Below are 16,101 nucleotides of genomic sequence, written 5' to 3' on the forward strand. Positions count from 1 at the left end.
GGAAATGAAAAAATGGCGGAAATTAAGGTACCTGAATTAGCAGAATCAATCTCAGAAGGAACAATAGCCCAATGGTTAAAGCAGCCTGGTGACTATGTAGAACAGGGTGAATATCTGCTTGAACTAGAAACGGATAAAGTAAATGTTGAATTGACAGCAGAAGAATCGGGCGTACTTCAAGAGGTATTGAAAGATTCGGGTGATACCGTCCAAGTCGGAGAAATTATCGGTACGATTTCAGAAGGCGCGGGTGAAAGTTCTGCCCCTGCTCCTTCAGAGAAAGCTGAAAGCAAAAATAGCGAGAAAGAAGAGAAACAAGCTGAACCAGCGGCGCAAGAGGTGAGCGAGGAAGCGCAAACCGAAGCAAAGTCCAGAACAATCGCTTCTCCTTCAGCCCGTAAACTGGCTAGAGAAAAAGGAATTGACCTGTCTCAGGTTCCAACGGGAGATCCGCTTGGAAGAGTGCGCAAGCAGGATGTCGAAGCGTACGAAAAACCGGCATCAAAACCGGCTCCTCAGCAAAAACAGCAGCCTCAGGCTCAAAAAGCACAGCAAAGCTTTGACAAACCTGTCGATGTGCAAAAAATGTCACGCCGCAGACAAACGATTGCAAAACGCCTTGTAGAGGTACAGCAGACATCAGCAATGCTGACTACATTTAATGAAGTAGACATGACGGCTGTCATGAATCTCAGAAAACGCCGCAAAGATCAATTCTTTGAGCAAAACGAAGTGAAGCTCGGCTTTATGTCTTTCTTCACGAAAGCAGTCGTCGCTGCGCTGAAAAAATATCCGCTTTTGAATGCGGAAATTCAAGGCGATGAGCTCATCGTTAAGAAATTCTACGATATCGGGATTGCTGTTGCGGCTGATGAAGGCCTTGTCGTTCCTGTTGTACGGGATGCGGACCGTCTGACATTTGCAGGAATCGAAAAGGAAATCGGCGAGCTTGCGAAAAAAGCAAGAAACAATAAATTAACCCTTAGTGAGCTTCAGGGCGGTTCCTTCACGATTACAAACGGGGGGACTTTCGGTTCACTGATGTCGACTCCGATTTTAAACAGCCCTCAAGTCGGTATACTGGGCATGCATAAGATTCAACTGCGCCCTGTCGCAATTGATGAAGAGCGTTTCGAAAACCGTCCGATGATGTATATCGCTTTATCTTATGATCACCGGATTGTTGACGGTAAAGAAGCGGTTGGTTTCTTAGTGACAATCAAAAATTTACTGGAAGATCCTGAACAGCTTTTATTAGAGGGATAATTAACAAAGGGTACATCACGTAAAAAGTGATGTACCTTTTTTAATGGGAATTTAAAGTGACAGATTGCTGTTAGGTGCAGTTTGTTTCTTTTTCGCTTTCTTTGACCAGTACGTTGCAAGCATGGAGCCTGAAAGGTTATGCCACACACTGAACATCGCGCTAGGTACGGCAGATAACGGTGCGAAATGAGCCGTGGCAAGTGCGGCCCCAAGTCCTGAATTTTGCATGCCGACTTCGATTGCAATCGCTTTTTGAGATGGATAATCCAATTTGTAAAGCTTTGCGCAAAGAAATCCAAGCACATAACCGATACCGTTATGCAGAATGACAACAGAAAAAATGAGCAGCCCAGATTGAAGCAGATGTTCCCGGTTGCCGCTGACGACAGCTGAGACAATCGCAACGATGCCAATGACAGAAACAAGCGGAAGGGTATGTATGGCTTTTTCCACTTGTTTTCTGAAAAACATTTTGACGATCACGCCTGCAATGATCGGAAATAACACAGCCTGCAAGATTGAAATAAATAAAGACCCCGGAGAGACAGGAAGCCATTCCTTGGCAAACACCATAATCAAAATCGGTGTTAAAACGGGCGCCAATAAGGTGGAAATTGTTGTAACAGCAACAGAAAGAGCTGTATTTCCTTTTGCTAAGAAAGTCATGACATTCGAGGCTGTGCCGCCAGGACAGCAGCCGACAAGAATAACACCCACTGCGATTTCTGCTGGAAGGTGCAGCCCAAATGCCAGACCGAAAGCAACAAGCGGCATGATGGTATACTGTAAAATCACCCCAACCATGACATGCCAAGGTTTTCTGAGGAGCTCTTTGAAATCACCGGCTTGCAGTGTAAGACCCATTCCAAACATGATAATGCCAAGAAGAATCGTAATATAAGAACTAATCCATGTAAAAAAAGACGGGAAAGAAAACCCCAGCACGGCAAAAACAATGACCCATATACCGAAGGTTTGTCCCGCGAAATGACTTATTTTTCTAATGATGTCCATCAAAACACTCCTTACACATTTATCAAGAACTTCAGCAGAAATTCTCGCAGATTTTAAAGCATCCTCTTATTATAATTAATTTTCTGAATAATTCAATATCAGCAATTAAATTGTCTTTATATGAATAACAATAAAAATATTATGTAAACTAAAGAAAATGTTCTTGACTATATAGGAGGATATTCTTACAATGAATCTTTATAATGGTTTGATAAATTAGGAGTGATAGGGTGAAGGAAGCAAATCAATGGTCTTCGAAGCTCGGCTTTATTTTGGCTGCGGCAGGATCAGCTATCGGGCTTGGTGCGATATGGAAATTTCCATATGTAGCGGGCACCAGCGGTGGAGGCGCATTTTTACTTATTTTTATTTTATTTACGGTTTTAATCGGACTGCCTTTATTGTTTGGTGAATTCATCATAGGCAGAAAAACACAGAAAGATGCCGTTCAATCCTATAAAACACTCGCTCCGGGGACGAAGTGGCATTGGATCGGTTATTTAGGCATGGCGACGTGCTTTATTCTTTTATCTTTCTACAGCGTCGTCGGCGGGTGGATTTTAATTTATATTACAAAAGGTTTTACTGGCGGTTTAACGAAAACATCTGGTTTTGATACGATATTTGCTAGTACAATTTCAAATCCTTATTTGGCTGTAGGAGGCCAACTGCTCTTTATGGTGGTGACCATTTTAGTAGTTGCCAAAGGGGTAAGCAGCGGAATTGAAAAAGCCAGCCAAGTGTTAATGCCGGCGCTTTTTATATTATTTCTCATATTAATGGTGCGTTCTGTCACACTTGATGGCGCGATGGAAGGGCTCAAGTTTTTCCTGATGCCCGACATAACAGCAATTGATGCCAATACGATTTTATATGCGATGGGCCAATCCTTTTTCTTATTAAGTGTCGGCGTATCTGTCATGGTAACGTATAGCTCTTATTTAGAAAAACAGGAAAATCTTGTGCAGTCTGCTGTATCCGTAACGGTATTGAACATGCTTGTTGCTGTCATGGCCGGAATTGCGATTTTTCCAGCTGTATTTTCATTCGGCCTCAAACCAGACCAAGGGCCTGTGCTGTTATTTAACGTGCTGCCGACTGTGTTTAATCAAATGCCGTTTGGAATTATCTTTTTATTAGCATTTTTAATTTTATTTTTATTTGCGGCACTCACATCCGCTTTTTCAATGCTGGAAATTCTGGTCGCAGTGCTTTCTAAAGGCGATGTCAATAAGAGAAAACGATTCGCTTGGGTAGGCGGAATTGCTATTTTTATTGTCGGTGTGCCGTCTGCACTATCATACGGTGTCTTAAGTGACGTTACTATTTTTCACTTGTCTATTTTTGATGCGGCCGACTATCTTGTCAGCAATATCTTAATGCCGTTAGGCGCGTTATTGATTTCTATATTTGTTCCTTTAAAAATACCGAAACAGGATTTGTTTGACGAGCTAAAAAGCGGGTCCAATTTGAAACGAAAGTGGTTTGCGGTTTGGCTCCTGCTCATTCGTTATCTATCTCCTGTTGCCATTATCATCGTATTTTTGCATGTGATCGGCATTTTTTAAAACATGAGGCCCCCGGAAAAGGGGGCTTTTTTTAATAGAGTTTCCAAACGACTTCTTTTGCCTGCTGGAACCGTTTTTCTGGCTCGCGCCAATCCACGACATTCCACCAGTGATCGACATAGCTCGCCCGGTCATTTTTATATTGCAAATAATACGCGTGTTCCCATACGTCAAGCGCTAAAAGAGGGATCACATCCCATTGGCTGAAGAGCTGGTGCTTTTCTGCGGCTAAAATCTCCAGCCGTCCCGACCGAGGCGCCCAGACCAGAATGGCCCAGCCGACACCCTCCACTTTTTTAGCGGCCTGAGTAAAATGTTCTTTAAAAGCGGAATAGCTTCCAAATGAAAGATCAATCATTTGGAACAATGCCCCGGTAGGACGCCGTTTTCCGTTTGGATGCATCGAAAACCAGAAAATGCTGTGCAAATAATGGCCTGCTCCATGGAATGCAAGCTCTCTTTCCCAATGAGTGATCAAGTCATAATTCTTTGATGCTCTTGCTTTTTTAAGCTCTGTTTCTGCTTTATTCAGGCCGTCAACATAGCTTTGGTGATGCTTCGTATGGTGAAGGACCATAATGTCGCGTGAAATATAAGGTTCTAAAGCGGAATATTTGTACGGAAGCTTCGGCAGCACATGTTTTCCTATAGGGACGTACGCGCGTCTTTCACTTGTATCCTCTGATTCTGTAATATCCCGATAAAGGGCAGCGGCCTGCTTATACCAATCATCTTCTGTTGTTTGGTCATCTTCCAATGCTGCAATCATCTTGTCAATTTGATCTTCAAACTGATCAAGCTGTCCTCGCTTTTGAATCTGGTCCTTCAAGGCTTCACACCAATTGAACATTTCTGTTTGATAAGATTCACGTTTCATTTGCTGTCTCCTTTTTAATAGAATTCAAATATCTCCCGACAGCCTGCAAAGAGAATACATATGGATAACTGTGATAGCGGATATAAAATTGCTTTGGCAATCCGATCCCTGTTGGATAAGCCAGACTATCGGCGCCATGAGAACTGCTGTCAGTAAGGTAATGCATACCTTTCACAACAGAGGGGTGTTCGGGATTTTCGTATGTGAGCAAAGCGTCTAAAGCCCAGGCCGTCTGTACAATTGTTCCTCTATTAAGCGGAACGTACGTTTTGACTTCGGCGCTTTTGCATGATTCTCCCCAGCTGCCATCATCTAGCTGAATGGATTTGAGCCAGCGAAGGCTCTTTTGTATTGCAGGGTGCTTCCGGTCAACCCCGCAGGCATGCAGCCCCGTAAGAGCAGCCCATGTGCCGTAAATATAGCAAACCCCCCATCTCCCGTACCATGACCCATTTTGTTCTTGATGTTCGAAAAGCCAGTTCACTGCGCGCTGAATAAGTTGATGTTTTTCTGTGAATCCGGCTTTCTTGCCTAAAAAGTGCAGCACACGTCCGGTAAGGTCGGCGGTTGAAGGGTCAACTGCCGCGTCCTCGGCGGATTCAAGCGGGAGAAGGCGTATCAGAGGATGGTTCACATTTTTCTCAAAAGCTGAAAATCCGCCGTCATTGTTTTGCATCGATAATAGCCAAGATACTCCTCGCCCCCAAGCTGAAGGAGAATAACTGCGGGGGATCGCTTTTAATGCCGCAGCCGTATCGTCACAGTCAGGGTTGTTTGTATTGATGTTTGAAAATCCCCACCCGCCAGGGGCTGAACCTGAATTTTTGACAGACCAATCTGCTATTTTCGTATGCTGGCGTTTCAGCAAAAAGGCAGCTGCTTTTGCAATAGAGCCGTCAGTTTCAGTCACGCCGTTTTTTTGAAGGGCATAGCTGATCAGTGCCGTATCCCAAACAGTGGAAGTGGAGTTTTCCAGATAAGGAATCCCGCTGCACTGTGTCACTAACGATTTGATGCCTTTCAATGCCTTTCTTATGGCAGGCGAGTGCCGCGACACACCAAGTGACAGAAGGCTGTAAACCATAAATATGGTTGCGCTCGCGTAGCTGTATAATGTTCCGTCTTTTTCAATCCGGTCCAGCATATATGTTTTAGCTGTCTGTAAGCCCAACTGCTGAAAAGCAAATGGTGCATGAAAAATGTGTTTCCAATGTGACAAAATAGATGTGAGATCTCTTTCTTCAGAAGCATCAGATCGAAGCCAAGTGAAAGGGTTTTTTGTCATGTGCGGATCGAGATGGCGCAGGGATGGAATGTTGCGGTTTTTAAGGACAAATCGCTGATTGAGTGTTACAGCCATAGGAGCGAAATGAATGCGGGCATAGGTGCTGAATTGATAAAAATGAACCGGTAATGTTGGCGGGAGCGCCATGAGCGATAATGGTAAATACAATACAGGCCAAGGGTAGAGCCCGTTTGCGGCAAGCATCCATTTTGTCATAAAATGAACATGCCTCAAACCGCCATGTGAGATGATAAATTGTTCTGCCTTCTTCATAAGCGGGTCAGATCTAAGAAAACACCCTGAAGCCAGCATCCCGACATATCCTTGTACGGTAGCCGTTATATGTCCGCTCGATTCATCGGGATAATTGATGAATGTGCCATCGGGCTGCTGTTTTTGACGAATGCCGGCCGCAAGCGCTGATATCAGTTCTTTTTCATTCTCGCCTTCATCGAGTGAGGTGAGGAGCAAAATAAAAAATGAATTTGTCATGATTGGTCCTTCAAAACAAAATGTCCACGAACCGTCAGCATTTTGCCGGTCTTTTAACTCTAAAACGGTTTTCTTTTGAAAACGCCTGACATTCTCCTGAAGTGTGCCCATCACGCTCAACTCCTTCAGAAGCATATATATTCAGCGTTTCTAGCCGTCATTACAGAAAGAAAAAAACTGCTGGCTGGCAGCAGTTTTTTTGACATGCATGTTAGTCTTCGAGATGAATCCAGACACTTTTGACTTCTGTGTAGTTATCCAAGGCATATGAACCCATTTCACGTCCGAGCCCTGACTGTTTATAACCGCCAAATGGAGACGCCGCGTCAAACACATTATAGCAGTTCACCCAGACGGTTCCCGCTTGAAGGCGGTCCGCTATATAGTGGGCATGCTTGACGTTCTCAGTCCACAATCCAGCCGCAAGTCCATATTCTGAATGATTTGCTCGCTCAATGACTTCATCGACTGTATCATACGGAATCGCAGTCAGCACCGGCCCGAAAATCTCTTCTTTTGCGATGGTCATCTCGTCTTCAACATTCGCAAACACTGTCGGTGCGACAAAATACCCTTCTTCAAAAGGGCAGCTTCCGCCAGTCACTGCTTTTGCCCCTTCGTCTTTGCCTTTTTGAATGTAGGAAAGAACGCGTTCGTGCTGTTCCTTGCTTACGAGAGGCCCGATTTGTGTATCCTTATGAAGTCCAGCTCCTTGGCGGAGTGATTCAGCATAGGATGCCATCTCATCAACAACTTGATCATATTGGTCTTTATGAATGAAAACGCGCGAACCCGCACAGCAGACTTGGCCCTGGTTAAACATCACACCATTTAAAGCGCCTGGGATTGCTTTTTTCAAATTCGCATCAGGCAAAAGAATATTAGGTGATTTTCCGCCCAGCTCCAATGTAACCCGCTTAATGCTTTTCGCAGCGGTCGACATGATTTTCTTTCCGATTTCAGTGGAACCGGTAAAGGCAATTTTATCAACCGCTTCATGGTTCGTCAGCGCTTCTCCCGCATCCTCACCGAATCCCGGAATAATATTGATGACACCGTCAGGGAAGCCGGCTTCGTCAATTAACTCTGCCAAGTAAAGAGCTGAAAGCGGTGTCTGTTCAGCCGGTTTGAGCACGATTGTACAGCCTGTTGCAAGAGCCGCACCCATTTTCCACATCGCCATCAGAAGCGGGAAATTCCATGGAATGATCTGGCCGACGACGCCGACAGGCTCATGGCGCGTATAATTAAAATAGGCGCCGGAAACCGGAATCGTCTGTCCAGTTATTTTTGTACACCAGCCGGCGTAATAGCGCATATGTTCAATAGCGAGCGGAATATCTCCATTCGTCGTTTCATTTATCGGTTTTCCGTTATCAAGCGTTTCAAGCTGAGCAAGTTCTGTTTTATGCTCTTCCATTAAGTCTGCCAGCTTATACATCAGTCTGCTTCTCGAAGCTGAAGACATGGTTCTCCATTCACCTTGGTCAAAGGCTTTGCGGGCAGCTTTAACCGCTTTGTCGACATCCGCAGCCTGGGCTTCATAAAGCGTTATCAAGGTTTCGCCGGTCGCCGGATTGGGAGTGTCAAAGGTTGCCCCTGAGTCACTCGGAACAAACTTTCCATCAATGTACAGCTTCTTGGTTCCCTGTAAAAATGTCTCCAGCCTTTTCGTCACTTGCATCGTTAAAGAACTCATCCGTAACAAACCTCCAGTCATTTTTATGGTCTGTTTTGAGATTCTTGGTGATAGTACATTGATTCTTTGATTCAATAGCAGAAAGAAACGATGACATTTGCTGTAAGAGTAAGCGTATACAAACATTTTATAATAGAAAACAAGCCAAAATCAATGAATAACCGATATTGCAATTTACAAAAGAAAAAAGCTACAATAAGCTTATAGATATGAAAAGGAGATTTCATTTATGATTCATAACAATTGGTTAGAAAAAGAAACCATCAAAAAGGTAAAATGTGTCCAGACAAACGCAAAAAAATATATCGTAAACCGCGTGTTAACGCCGGGAAAAGAATATGAAGTGAAAAACGAAACAGAGGAGTTTCTCTTTGTCATCGACAATACGAATAAAGTCGGCGGCTATTATAAAGAATACTTCGAGGAGATGTAATGCCTGATATCTTAAAGGATTAGCCAGAAAAAAGATTGAAATCAAAAACCGCAGCCCAGCTGCGGTTTTTTGATTTGGCTAAAACAGGAAAAATAAAACAAAATCAATAACTTGATTTAAAAAAATATTGCTGACTATTGAAACTTTTTTCTTTACACGTGCGTATTACTTGATAACAACAGCACAAAAGGCGAAAAACACATCAAAAATTTGAAAAATGTAATCTGTTCGTAATGGTTTAAATGTGTTCTATGTCGTATTCTTATATAGGGATAAAGGACTTATTTTTATGTAATGAATGATAAAACAAATAGATAAATGCAGAAAGAGGGGTTCTTCATTGGGTATTTTTTCTGTTAACAGATCAACGGACGCAAAGAAGCTTGAAGCTTTGCTCGTTGAAGGGGAAAGAATAGAATCGATTTATAAGCTCCGGGTTGACCAAATTTGCTTTACAAATAAACGGATTATTTTCTTTGACAATAAGATGTTTTCTAAAAAGAAAGTTCGTGTATTTCTACCATATAAAACAATTGAAAGCTTTGCGATCCAAGAAGCGGGCATGTTTGATCCAGACACTGGACTTTTATTGATGACAAGAAGTAAAACCTTTGAATTAGAATTTGCGAAAGACACCGATTTAAGCGAAGTTCAAGCTGTGCTGACAAAGCACTTATGCAGCTGAATATTTGATGAGCCAGCCGTTCAAAAATGGTTAGGCTTTTTTTATGTAAAAACAGAGCAGAGTGCACATACCGTGTACGGCAAGAGGAGAAGGGAAATAAAGAAAACCTAAACATTTCATAATCGCCGATGGTCAGAATCCGTAAAAAAGCAGCAGCTCTCCTTTCCATCAAAGTTCCCATGTTTGACAGGAGCCAAAACGGGAAACAGGATAGAAAGGAGAGGATACATATGACACTGACAAAAGAACAAAAACAGCATCTCTACCATAAATTACTCGATATGAAAAAGGAATTGTCTGACGGGAAAAAGGAAACAGAATCAATGACGGAAGAAGTGGGGGAGCTAACGAACGGAGTTGACAACCATATGGGGGATCACGGCACACTTGTCACAGACCGGATGACAGACCAAACGGTGAGAGAAATTGACCGGGAGCTTTTAGAGGAGGTCAATCATGCGTTACAAAAAATGAAAGACGGAACGTATGGTGTGTGTGAAAAAACGGGCCGAGACATTCCTTATGAAAGGCTTGAAGCCGTTCCCTATGCAAGAATGACAGTAGAAGCTCAAGCAAATACGGAGGATGATTTGGAGACAGATGCTCCGTCATTTGAAAGAGAGTTTCACGAACAGGTAAAAGATTTATCCAATGAAGAAACAGTTGATCAAAAAAGCTCACAAACGTATGAAATTTTGGATCGAGAACAAGATTCGAAGTGAAAATGGCTAGCAAGTACACCTATAGTAGATGTACTTGCTTTTTTTTGAAATAAATCTCACATTCAAAATAAAGTGATTGACTTCGGGTAGAAAAGAAAGTAACATACTATTTGTAAGTAAATATAAAAAGTTTACCGGGAGGAATACAAATGTCTACAGTATTATTTGTAAAATCAAGCGATCGTACAGCTGAAGAGGGCGTTTCAACTAAACTTTACGAAGCTTTCTTAGCTGCTTATAAAGAAAACAACCCTGCTGATGAAGTGGTTGAATTAGATCTTCATAAAGAAAACCTTCCTTACCTTGGAAGAGATATGATTAACGGAACGTTTAAAGCAGGTCAAGGAATGGACATGACAGAAGAAGAGAAAAAACAAGCAGCAATCGCTGACAAATATCTCAATCAGTTTGTAAAAGCTGACAAAGTTGTTTTCGCATTCCCGCTTTGGAACTTCACAGTGCCGGCAGTGCTTCATACTTATGTTGATTACCTGTCTCGTGCAGGCGTTACATTCAAATACACACAAGAAGGGCCAGTTGGTTTAATGGGCGACAAAAAAGTTGCGCTTCTTAACGCGCGCGGCGGCATTTACTCTGAAGGACCAATGGCTGCACTTGAAATGTCATTAAACTTCATGAAAACAGTTCTTGGTTTCTGGGGCGTTCAAGACTTGCACACAGTTGTCATCGAAGGACATAACGCAGCGCCTGATCAAGCGCAAGCAATTGTTGAAAAAGGATTACAAGAAGCAAAAGATCTTGCTGCAAAATTCTAATGAAGCAGAAACTCCTATCGTTGCGATAGGAGTTTTTTGTTCACATCTATTATATAGAAGAAAGTGATCATTCCTCGTGGCGGAATAGGTTGTTTTTCTTATTGTAATATATTTTGTGTTTGTCGAATCGTCAGATATAATAGCGAAAAATCAGTTTTTATTGCTGGAAAAAGTTTTTCTAAACAATTGTTCTGAGCTCTTGATAAAAATCGACTGATGGTGTACTATATAAAAGAAGCTACTTTGTGCGTATTGTTAATTAAGTTTTAACCTTTAAGCTGTAATAGGGAGTTTTATATCGAAGCCGGAATGTCATGCCTCCAGTGTAGAGGACGACAGGAACGCTTCTGCAAACACCCACTTTGAGGAGTGGTGGTTTAAAACTTTCTTACTTGCATACGGCAAGACGTAGCGAAAGCCATTTCCTTTTTGGAAATGGCTTTTTATTTTATCTAAATAGGTTTGATATCGTGAAAATTCAATTTCAGTGTGAAAGAAATGAAGGGCGATTTTTTGTGATATGATAGGAGAAATTCAAGAAAAAGCGAGGTTTACACGTTATGTTACATAGAGCCCAATCCCTTCTGGCTCATTATTTTGGCTACGAAAAGCTTCGCAACGGCCAAGAAGAAGCGATCCGCTCGGTGACGGAAGTGAGGCAAAACACAGCCTGCATTATGCCGACGGGAGGAGGGAAATCAATTTGCTATCAAATTCCCGCCCTGATGTTTGAAGGAACGACGATTGTCATTTCGCCGTTGATTTCCTTGATGAAGGATCAAGTCGATGCGTTAGAAGAAGCGGGGATCAGCGCCGCCTATATCAACAGCACACAATCCAACCAGGAAATATATGGAAGGCTGAACGGGCTTAAAGAAGGGGCTTATAAACTCTTTTACATTACACCGGAGCGATTAACATCCGCTGAGTTTATTCGGATTTTACAGGGGATTGATGTGCCCTTAGTCGCAATAGACGAGGCACACTGTATTTCTCAATGGGGACACGATTTCAGGCCAAGCTACAGGAATATTGAAATATTGTTCCGAGAATTACATGACAAACCTGTCATCATGGCATTAACAGCAACGGCAACACCCGAGGTCCATGAGGATATCTGCAAACAGCTTCATATTCATAAAGAAAATACGGTCTATACCGGATTTTCCCGTGACAATCTAACGTTTAAAGTAGCAAAAGGAGAAAATAAGGACCGTTTTATTGATGAATATGTGCAGCAAAACAAACATGAAGCAGGCATTATTTATACAGCGACCCGAAAAGAAGCTGATCGGATTTATGAGAAACTGAAACGAAACCAGATTCGTGCAGGGCGGTATCACGGGGGCTTGGCTGACGATGTGAGAAAAGAGCAGCAGGAGAGGTTTCTTAATGATGAGCTGCAGGTTATGGTGGCAACCTCTGCTTTTGGAATGGGCATTGATAAATCAAATATAAGATTTGTTTTGCATGCCCAAATTCCGAAAGATATGGAAAGCTACTATCAAGAGGCTGGACGAGCTGGGCGGGACGGTCTTGAAAGCGAATGTGTTCTCCTGTTTTCGCCGCAAGATATTATGGTGCAGCGTTTTTTAATTGAACAATCAGAACATGAAGAGAAACAAAAGCAGGATCTAAAAAAACTGAGACAAATGGTCAACTATTGTCACACGGAAGATTGTCTACAGCGTTTTATTCTTATGTATTTCGGAGAAAAGGAGCCTGATGCGTGCGGACACTGCGGGAACTGCACCGATACAAGGACGGCCCATGACGTGACGCGAGAGGCGCAAATGGTCTTATCGTGTATCATTCGCATGAAAGAACGATTTGGCAAGATGATGGTTGCCCAGGTGCTGGCCGGGTCTAAAAATAAAAAAGTTCTTGAAAACGGCTTTACCGATCTCTCAACATACGGGATATTAAAACACCAATCAGTAGGGGAAATCAGTGACTTTATCGAATTTCTGATTTCTGACGATTTCATTAGGATGTCAGATGGAACATTTCCGACTCTTATAGTCAGCAGTAAAGGAAGCAATGTACTGAGAGGGGAATTATCTGTAACAAGAAAAGAAGCAATAAAAGCGGCTGCGATTACTGAAAATGATGAACTGTTTGAGCGTCTGCGGATGGTTCGCAAAGAAATTGCAGCAGAGCAGGGGGTTCCGCCATTTGTCGTTTTCTCTGACCAAACATTAAAAGAAATGTCAGGCAAACAGCCTGTAAATGACGAGGAACTTTTGTCAATAAAAGGAGTCGGTGAACAAAAAAGAGCAAAATACGGCCGGCTTTTTTTACAGGAAATACAAGCTTATGCAAGAGTGACAGACTAAAAAAATAGGAAATCAACCTTTTTTTCTATAAAAAACACATTTTATTTTCTCTTTTTCGCCTCAAATGAAAACGACTTATGAAGCCTATGATACCAAGGGTTCAGCAAGTCTTTCCAGCCGAGAGAATTCCTTCATGTAAAGGAACTGTAATCTAAATCATATCTTTTTGTTATTGATTTGACATTTACGTGTGTTACGATAGCACCTGTTAGCCGCCAATAAAAAGCTAACAAGGGAGGATTTACTTATGAAGAAGACGATTATGTCCTTTGTAGCAGTTGCTGCACTTTCATCAACTGCATTCGGAGCTCACGCTTCTGCAAAAGAAATCACGGTGCAAAAGGGTGATACGCTCTGGGGAATCTCTCAGAAAAACGGAGTGAACCTAAAGGACTTAAAAGAATGGAACAAGTTAACTTCTGATAAAATCATTGCAGGAGAAAAACTGACCATTTCTTCAGAAGAAACAACCACTACTGGGCAATATACAATTAAAGCGGGAGACACGCTGACAAAGATTGCTCAACAATTCGGAACGACAGTCAACAACCTGAAAGTTTGGAATAACTTAAGCTCTGACATGATCTATGCTGGATCAACACTATCAGTAAAAGGTCAGGCGACAGCAGCAACTGCGGTTACTGAGAATACGCAAACAAGCGCACCTCAAACTGAAGCAAAACAAGAAGCTGTGCAAAAAGAGCAACCTAAACAACAACCAAAACAAGAAACAAAGGCTGCAGCAGAAACTTCTGTTCCTACAGAAGAAAAGGCTGTTCAATCAAATACAAATCATCAAGAAGCTTCAAAAGAGCTAACAGTTACGGCTACTGCTTATACTGCTAACGACGGCGGCATTTCCGGCGTTACAGCAACAGGCATTGACTTAAACAAGAACCCGAACGCGAAAGTCATCGCGGTTGATCCTAATGTGATTCCTTTAGGTTCTAAAGTCTATGTTGAAGGCTACGGTGAAGCAACAGCAGGAGATACTGGCGGCGCTATTAAAGGAAATAAAATCGACGTATTTGTACCTAATAAAAGTGATGCATCCAATTGGGGCGTCAAAACTGTAAATGTAAAAATCTTAAACTAATCATATAGATTGTGATAAAAGACGCAAGCTCTTGGCTTGTGTCTTTTTCGTTTGTATAGCTATGTTTCTATCTTATGCTGATAAAAGAAAAGCGCACCTGATGTTTTTCGCGTGTGAAAAATGGGTAGATGGTATATGTCCCTATCATCTAACTATGTGCAGAAGGAGTTGCTGACTGTTGCTTTGGATTATTGTATCTTTTCTGATTATCAATATTGGGATATTTCTATTTTCATGGCGGAGAACAAAGGAGGTCAACTTGCAATCGTCCGATGGATATTTCCTCGGGGGAAGAAGTCTTACTGCGTTATATATCGGAAGTTCGCTGCTGTTAACCAATTTATCAACCGAGCAGATGGTTGGGTTAAACGGACAAAGCTATGCAGGGTCTATGACAGCGATGTCATGGGAAGCGAGTGCGCCGCTTGCGTTAATTTTTCTGGCACTTGTCTTTTTGCCCCGTTATTTAAAAACAGGAATTACTACCATACCTGATTTTCTAGAGAAGCGGTTTGACCAAAGAACAAGGCAGATCGTTTCCGTGCTGCTTATTATCGGATACGCTGTTTCATTCCTGCCGACAGTACTGTATTCAGGGGCTCTTGTGTTGAATCAAGTATTCCGCATTACAGAGACATTTGGCATCAGTACATTTATGGCTGTCTTGCTGATATCCTTAATCATTGGCGTAACGAGCTGCTGTTATATCTTTTTCGGCGGATTGAAAGCCGCTGCATCAGCGGATGCCATATACGGAATCGGATTAATTTTAGGCGGTTTTTTTATTGTGGTATTAGGTGTTCTTGCAGTCGGGCAGGGCAGCTTTGGGGGCGGAGTTGCGCAACTGACCACTTTACATACGGAAAAACTCAATTCAATTGATATCAGCAATTCGGCAGATGTGCCGTGGCCAACGATTTTAACAGGGCTTTTAGTGAACAATCTCTTTTACTGGGCTGTTAACCAAGCGATCGTTCAGCGGACATTAGGAGCGAAAAATCTAGCTGAAGGGCAAAAGGGCGCTCTTTTAGCAGGTTTCTTTAAACTGATTGGCGTGTTTTATTTAGTCGTGCCTGGAGTGATTGCCTTTCATTTATATGGAGGCGGCATTGGAAATGCTGACAGTGTATATCCTCGGCTGATCGTCGATTTATTGCCTGCATCGCTTACCGGTGTATTTGCCGCTATATTATTCGGAGCGATTTTAAGCTCGTTCAACGGCTCTCTGAACAGTACCATTACGTTGTTTACTCTAGATATATACAAACCGGTATTTAAGCCTCATGCAGATGAAGCTGATCTCGTCAAAACAGGACGGATTTTTGTCGCGGTTCTCGGGCTCGTTTCGATTGTCATTGCGCCTTTTATTTTATATGCGCCATCAGGGCTGTACAACTATCTTCAAGAGATGTTCGGATTTTTTAATGTTCCGATATTAGCGGCGATTGTCATTGGATTCTTTACAAAAAAAGTGCCGGCTTTAGCTGTGAAAATAGCAATACCAGCCCATATTCTTTTATACGGCTTATCAAAAATCTATTTAGGGCACATTCATTTTCTATACATCCTTGCCGTGCTCTTTCCATTTTCAGTGGCTGTGATGCTTCTGACAGGAAAGCTGTATCCGAGGGAAACGGATTATAAGCTTGATCACAACCCGCAAGTGGATGTCACACCTTGGAAACACGTAAAACTGGCGTCAGGCATCATTTTGATTCTGGTTGCGGCGACGTATCTTTTGTTTTCACCATGGGGAATTGCGGGTTAGCAAAAAGGATCTTGGCATTTGCCAAGATCCTCAGCTTGTAGAGAAAACGACGTTTTTTCTACAAGCCTTTTTTGTTTTCTGCTG

13 protein-coding genes and 1 other RNA gene are annotated in these 16,101 nt (G+C 42.4%); 10 read left to right on the plus strand and 4 right to left on the minus strand.

Annotated features, from left to right (window positions below; translation table 11 throughout):
* The first annotated feature begins 12 nt into the window (after positions 1–12).
* The gene (gene odhB, locus BV11031_RS07455) at positions 13–1,266 is read left to right on the plus strand and encodes a 2-oxoglutarate dehydrogenase complex dihydrolipoyllysine-residue succinyltransferase (RefSeq protein WP_010331307.1); all 1,254 of its coding nucleotides are present in this window, start codon (positions 13–15) and stop codon (positions 1,264–1,266) included.
* 51 nt (positions 1,267–1,317) lie between these two features.
* On the opposite strand, the gene BV11031_RS07460 is transcribed toward odhB, so the two are convergent.
* Positions 1,318–2,280 (minus strand): bile acid:sodium symporter family transporter, encoded by a 963-nt coding sequence (locus tag BV11031_RS07460; RefSeq protein WP_010331306.1) that lies wholly within the window; start codon positions 2,278–2,280, stop codon positions 1,318–1,320.
* Positions 2,281–2,510: 230 nt separating this feature from the next.
* Here BV11031_RS07460 and BV11031_RS07465 point away from each other — a divergent pair, with 230 nt between their 5' ends.
* On the plus strand, positions 2,511–3,848 hold the full coding sequence (locus BV11031_RS07465; protein ID WP_010331305.1) for a sodium-dependent transporter: 1,338 nt from the start codon (positions 2,511–2,513) through the stop codon (positions 3,846–3,848).
* A 31-nt stretch (positions 3,849–3,879) separates the two neighbouring features.
* Here the strand turns inward: BV11031_RS07465 and BV11031_RS07470 are convergent, their stop codons facing one another.
* The 3 genes from BV11031_RS07470 to dhaS form a co-directional block, all read right to left on the minus strand.
* Complete coding sequence (locus tag BV11031_RS07470; RefSeq protein WP_010331304.1) at positions 3,880–4,725, minus strand: superoxide dismutase; 846 nt, start codon at positions 4,723–4,725, stop codon at positions 3,880–3,882.
* Positions 4,715–6,613 (minus strand): terpene cyclase/mutase family protein, encoded by a 1,899-nt coding sequence (locus tag BV11031_RS07475; protein WP_010331303.1) that lies wholly within the window; start codon positions 6,611–6,613, stop codon positions 4,715–4,717. Before BV11031_RS07475 ends, BV11031_RS07470 begins: the two co-directional genes overlap by 11 nt.
* Positions 6,614–6,713: 100 nt before the next feature.
* The gene (gene dhaS, locus BV11031_RS07480) at positions 6,714–8,201 is read right to left on the minus strand and encodes an aldehyde dehydrogenase DhaS (protein WP_010331302.1); all 1,488 of its coding nucleotides are present in this window, start codon (positions 8,199–8,201) and stop codon (positions 6,714–6,716) included.
* A 229-nt stretch (positions 8,202–8,430) separates the two neighbouring features.
* Between dhaS and BV11031_RS07485 the strand changes: the two genes are divergently transcribed.
* From BV11031_RS07485 to BV11031_RS07520, 8 genes are all read left to right on the plus strand, one after another.
* The gene (locus BV11031_RS07485) at positions 8,431–8,634 is read left to right on the plus strand and encodes a DUF6501 family protein (RefSeq protein WP_010331301.1); all 204 of its coding nucleotides are present in this window, start codon (positions 8,431–8,433) and stop codon (positions 8,632–8,634) included.
* A gap of 340 nt (positions 8,635–8,974) precedes the next feature.
* Positions 8,975–9,319, plus strand: coding sequence for a PH domain-containing protein (locus BV11031_RS07490; protein WP_010331300.1), 345 nt, complete (start codon positions 8,975–8,977; stop codon positions 9,317–9,319).
* 230 nt (positions 9,320–9,549) lie between these two features.
* A complete protein-coding gene (locus BV11031_RS07495) occupies positions 9,550–10,041 on the plus strand; it encodes a TraR/DksA family transcriptional regulator (protein ID WP_010331299.1) in 492 nt (163 codons plus the stop codon).
* Positions 10,042–10,190: 149 nt separating this feature from the next.
* Positions 10,191–10,817 (plus strand): FMN-dependent NADH-azoreductase AzoJ, encoded by a 627-nt coding sequence (gene azoJ / locus BV11031_RS07500; RefSeq protein WP_010331298.1) that lies wholly within the window; start codon positions 10,191–10,193, stop codon positions 10,815–10,817.
* Positions 10,818–11,049: 232 nt separating this feature from the next.
* Positions 11,050–11,236, plus strand: a non-coding RNA gene (gene ssrS, locus BV11031_RS07505) — 6S RNA.
* A 141-nt stretch (positions 11,237–11,377) separates the two neighbouring features.
* Positions 11,378–13,153 (plus strand): DNA helicase RecQ, encoded by a 1,776-nt coding sequence (gene recQ / locus BV11031_RS07510; RefSeq protein ID WP_010331297.1) that lies wholly within the window; start codon positions 11,378–11,380, stop codon positions 13,151–13,153.
* A 247-nt stretch (positions 13,154–13,400) separates the two neighbouring features.
* Complete coding sequence (locus tag BV11031_RS07515) at positions 13,401–14,249, plus strand: LysM peptidoglycan-binding and 3D domain-containing protein (RefSeq protein WP_010331296.1); 849 nt, start codon at positions 13,401–13,403, stop codon at positions 14,247–14,249.
* 178 nt (positions 14,250–14,427) lie between these two features.
* Positions 14,428–16,017 (plus strand): solute:sodium symporter family transporter, encoded by a 1,590-nt coding sequence (locus BV11031_RS07520; protein ID WP_010331295.1) that lies wholly within the window; start codon positions 14,428–14,430, stop codon positions 16,015–16,017.
* Positions 16,018–16,101: the final 84 nt, after the last annotated feature.

It is taken from the genome of Bacillus vallismortis, from assembly GCF_004116955.1.
Classification (GTDB): Bacteria; Bacillota; Bacilli; order Bacillales; family Bacillaceae; genus Bacillus; species Bacillus vallismortis.

Bases quoted from the DNA above. Each gene is read 5' to 3' on its own strand.
- odhB (WP_010331307.1), top strand. From the start codon at position 13: ATGGCGGAAATTAAGGTACCTGAATTAGCAGAATCAATCTCAGAAGGA.
- BV11031_RS07460 (WP_010331306.1), bottom strand. From the start codon at position 2,280: ATGGACATCATTAGAAAAATAAGTCATTTCGCGGGACAAACCTTCGGT.
- BV11031_RS07470 (WP_010331304.1), bottom strand. From the start codon at position 4,725: ATGAAACGTGAATCTTATCAAACAGAAATGTTCAATTGGTGTGAAGCC.
- BV11031_RS07475 (WP_010331303.1), bottom strand. From the start codon at position 6,613: ATGGGCACACTTCAGGAGAATGTCAGGCGTTTTCAAAAGAAAACCGTT.
- dhaS (WP_010331302.1), bottom strand. From the start codon at position 8,201: ATGAGTTCTTTAACGATGCAAGTGACGAAAAGGCTGGAGACATTTTTA.
- BV11031_RS07485 (WP_010331301.1), top strand. From the start codon at position 8,431: ATGATTCATAACAATTGGTTAGAAAAAGAAACCATCAAAAAGGTAAAA.
- BV11031_RS07495 (WP_010331299.1), top strand. From the start codon at position 9,550: ATGACACTGACAAAAGAACAAAAACAGCATCTCTACCATAAATTACTC.
- azoJ (WP_010331298.1), top strand. From the start codon at position 10,191: ATGTCTACAGTATTATTTGTAAAATCAAGCGATCGTACAGCTGAAGAG.
- recQ (WP_010331297.1), top strand. From the start codon at position 11,378: ATGTTACATAGAGCCCAATCCCTTCTGGCTCATTATTTTGGCTACGAA.
- BV11031_RS07515 (WP_010331296.1), top strand. From the start codon at position 13,401: ATGAAGAAGACGATTATGTCCTTTGTAGCAGTTGCTGCACTTTCATCA.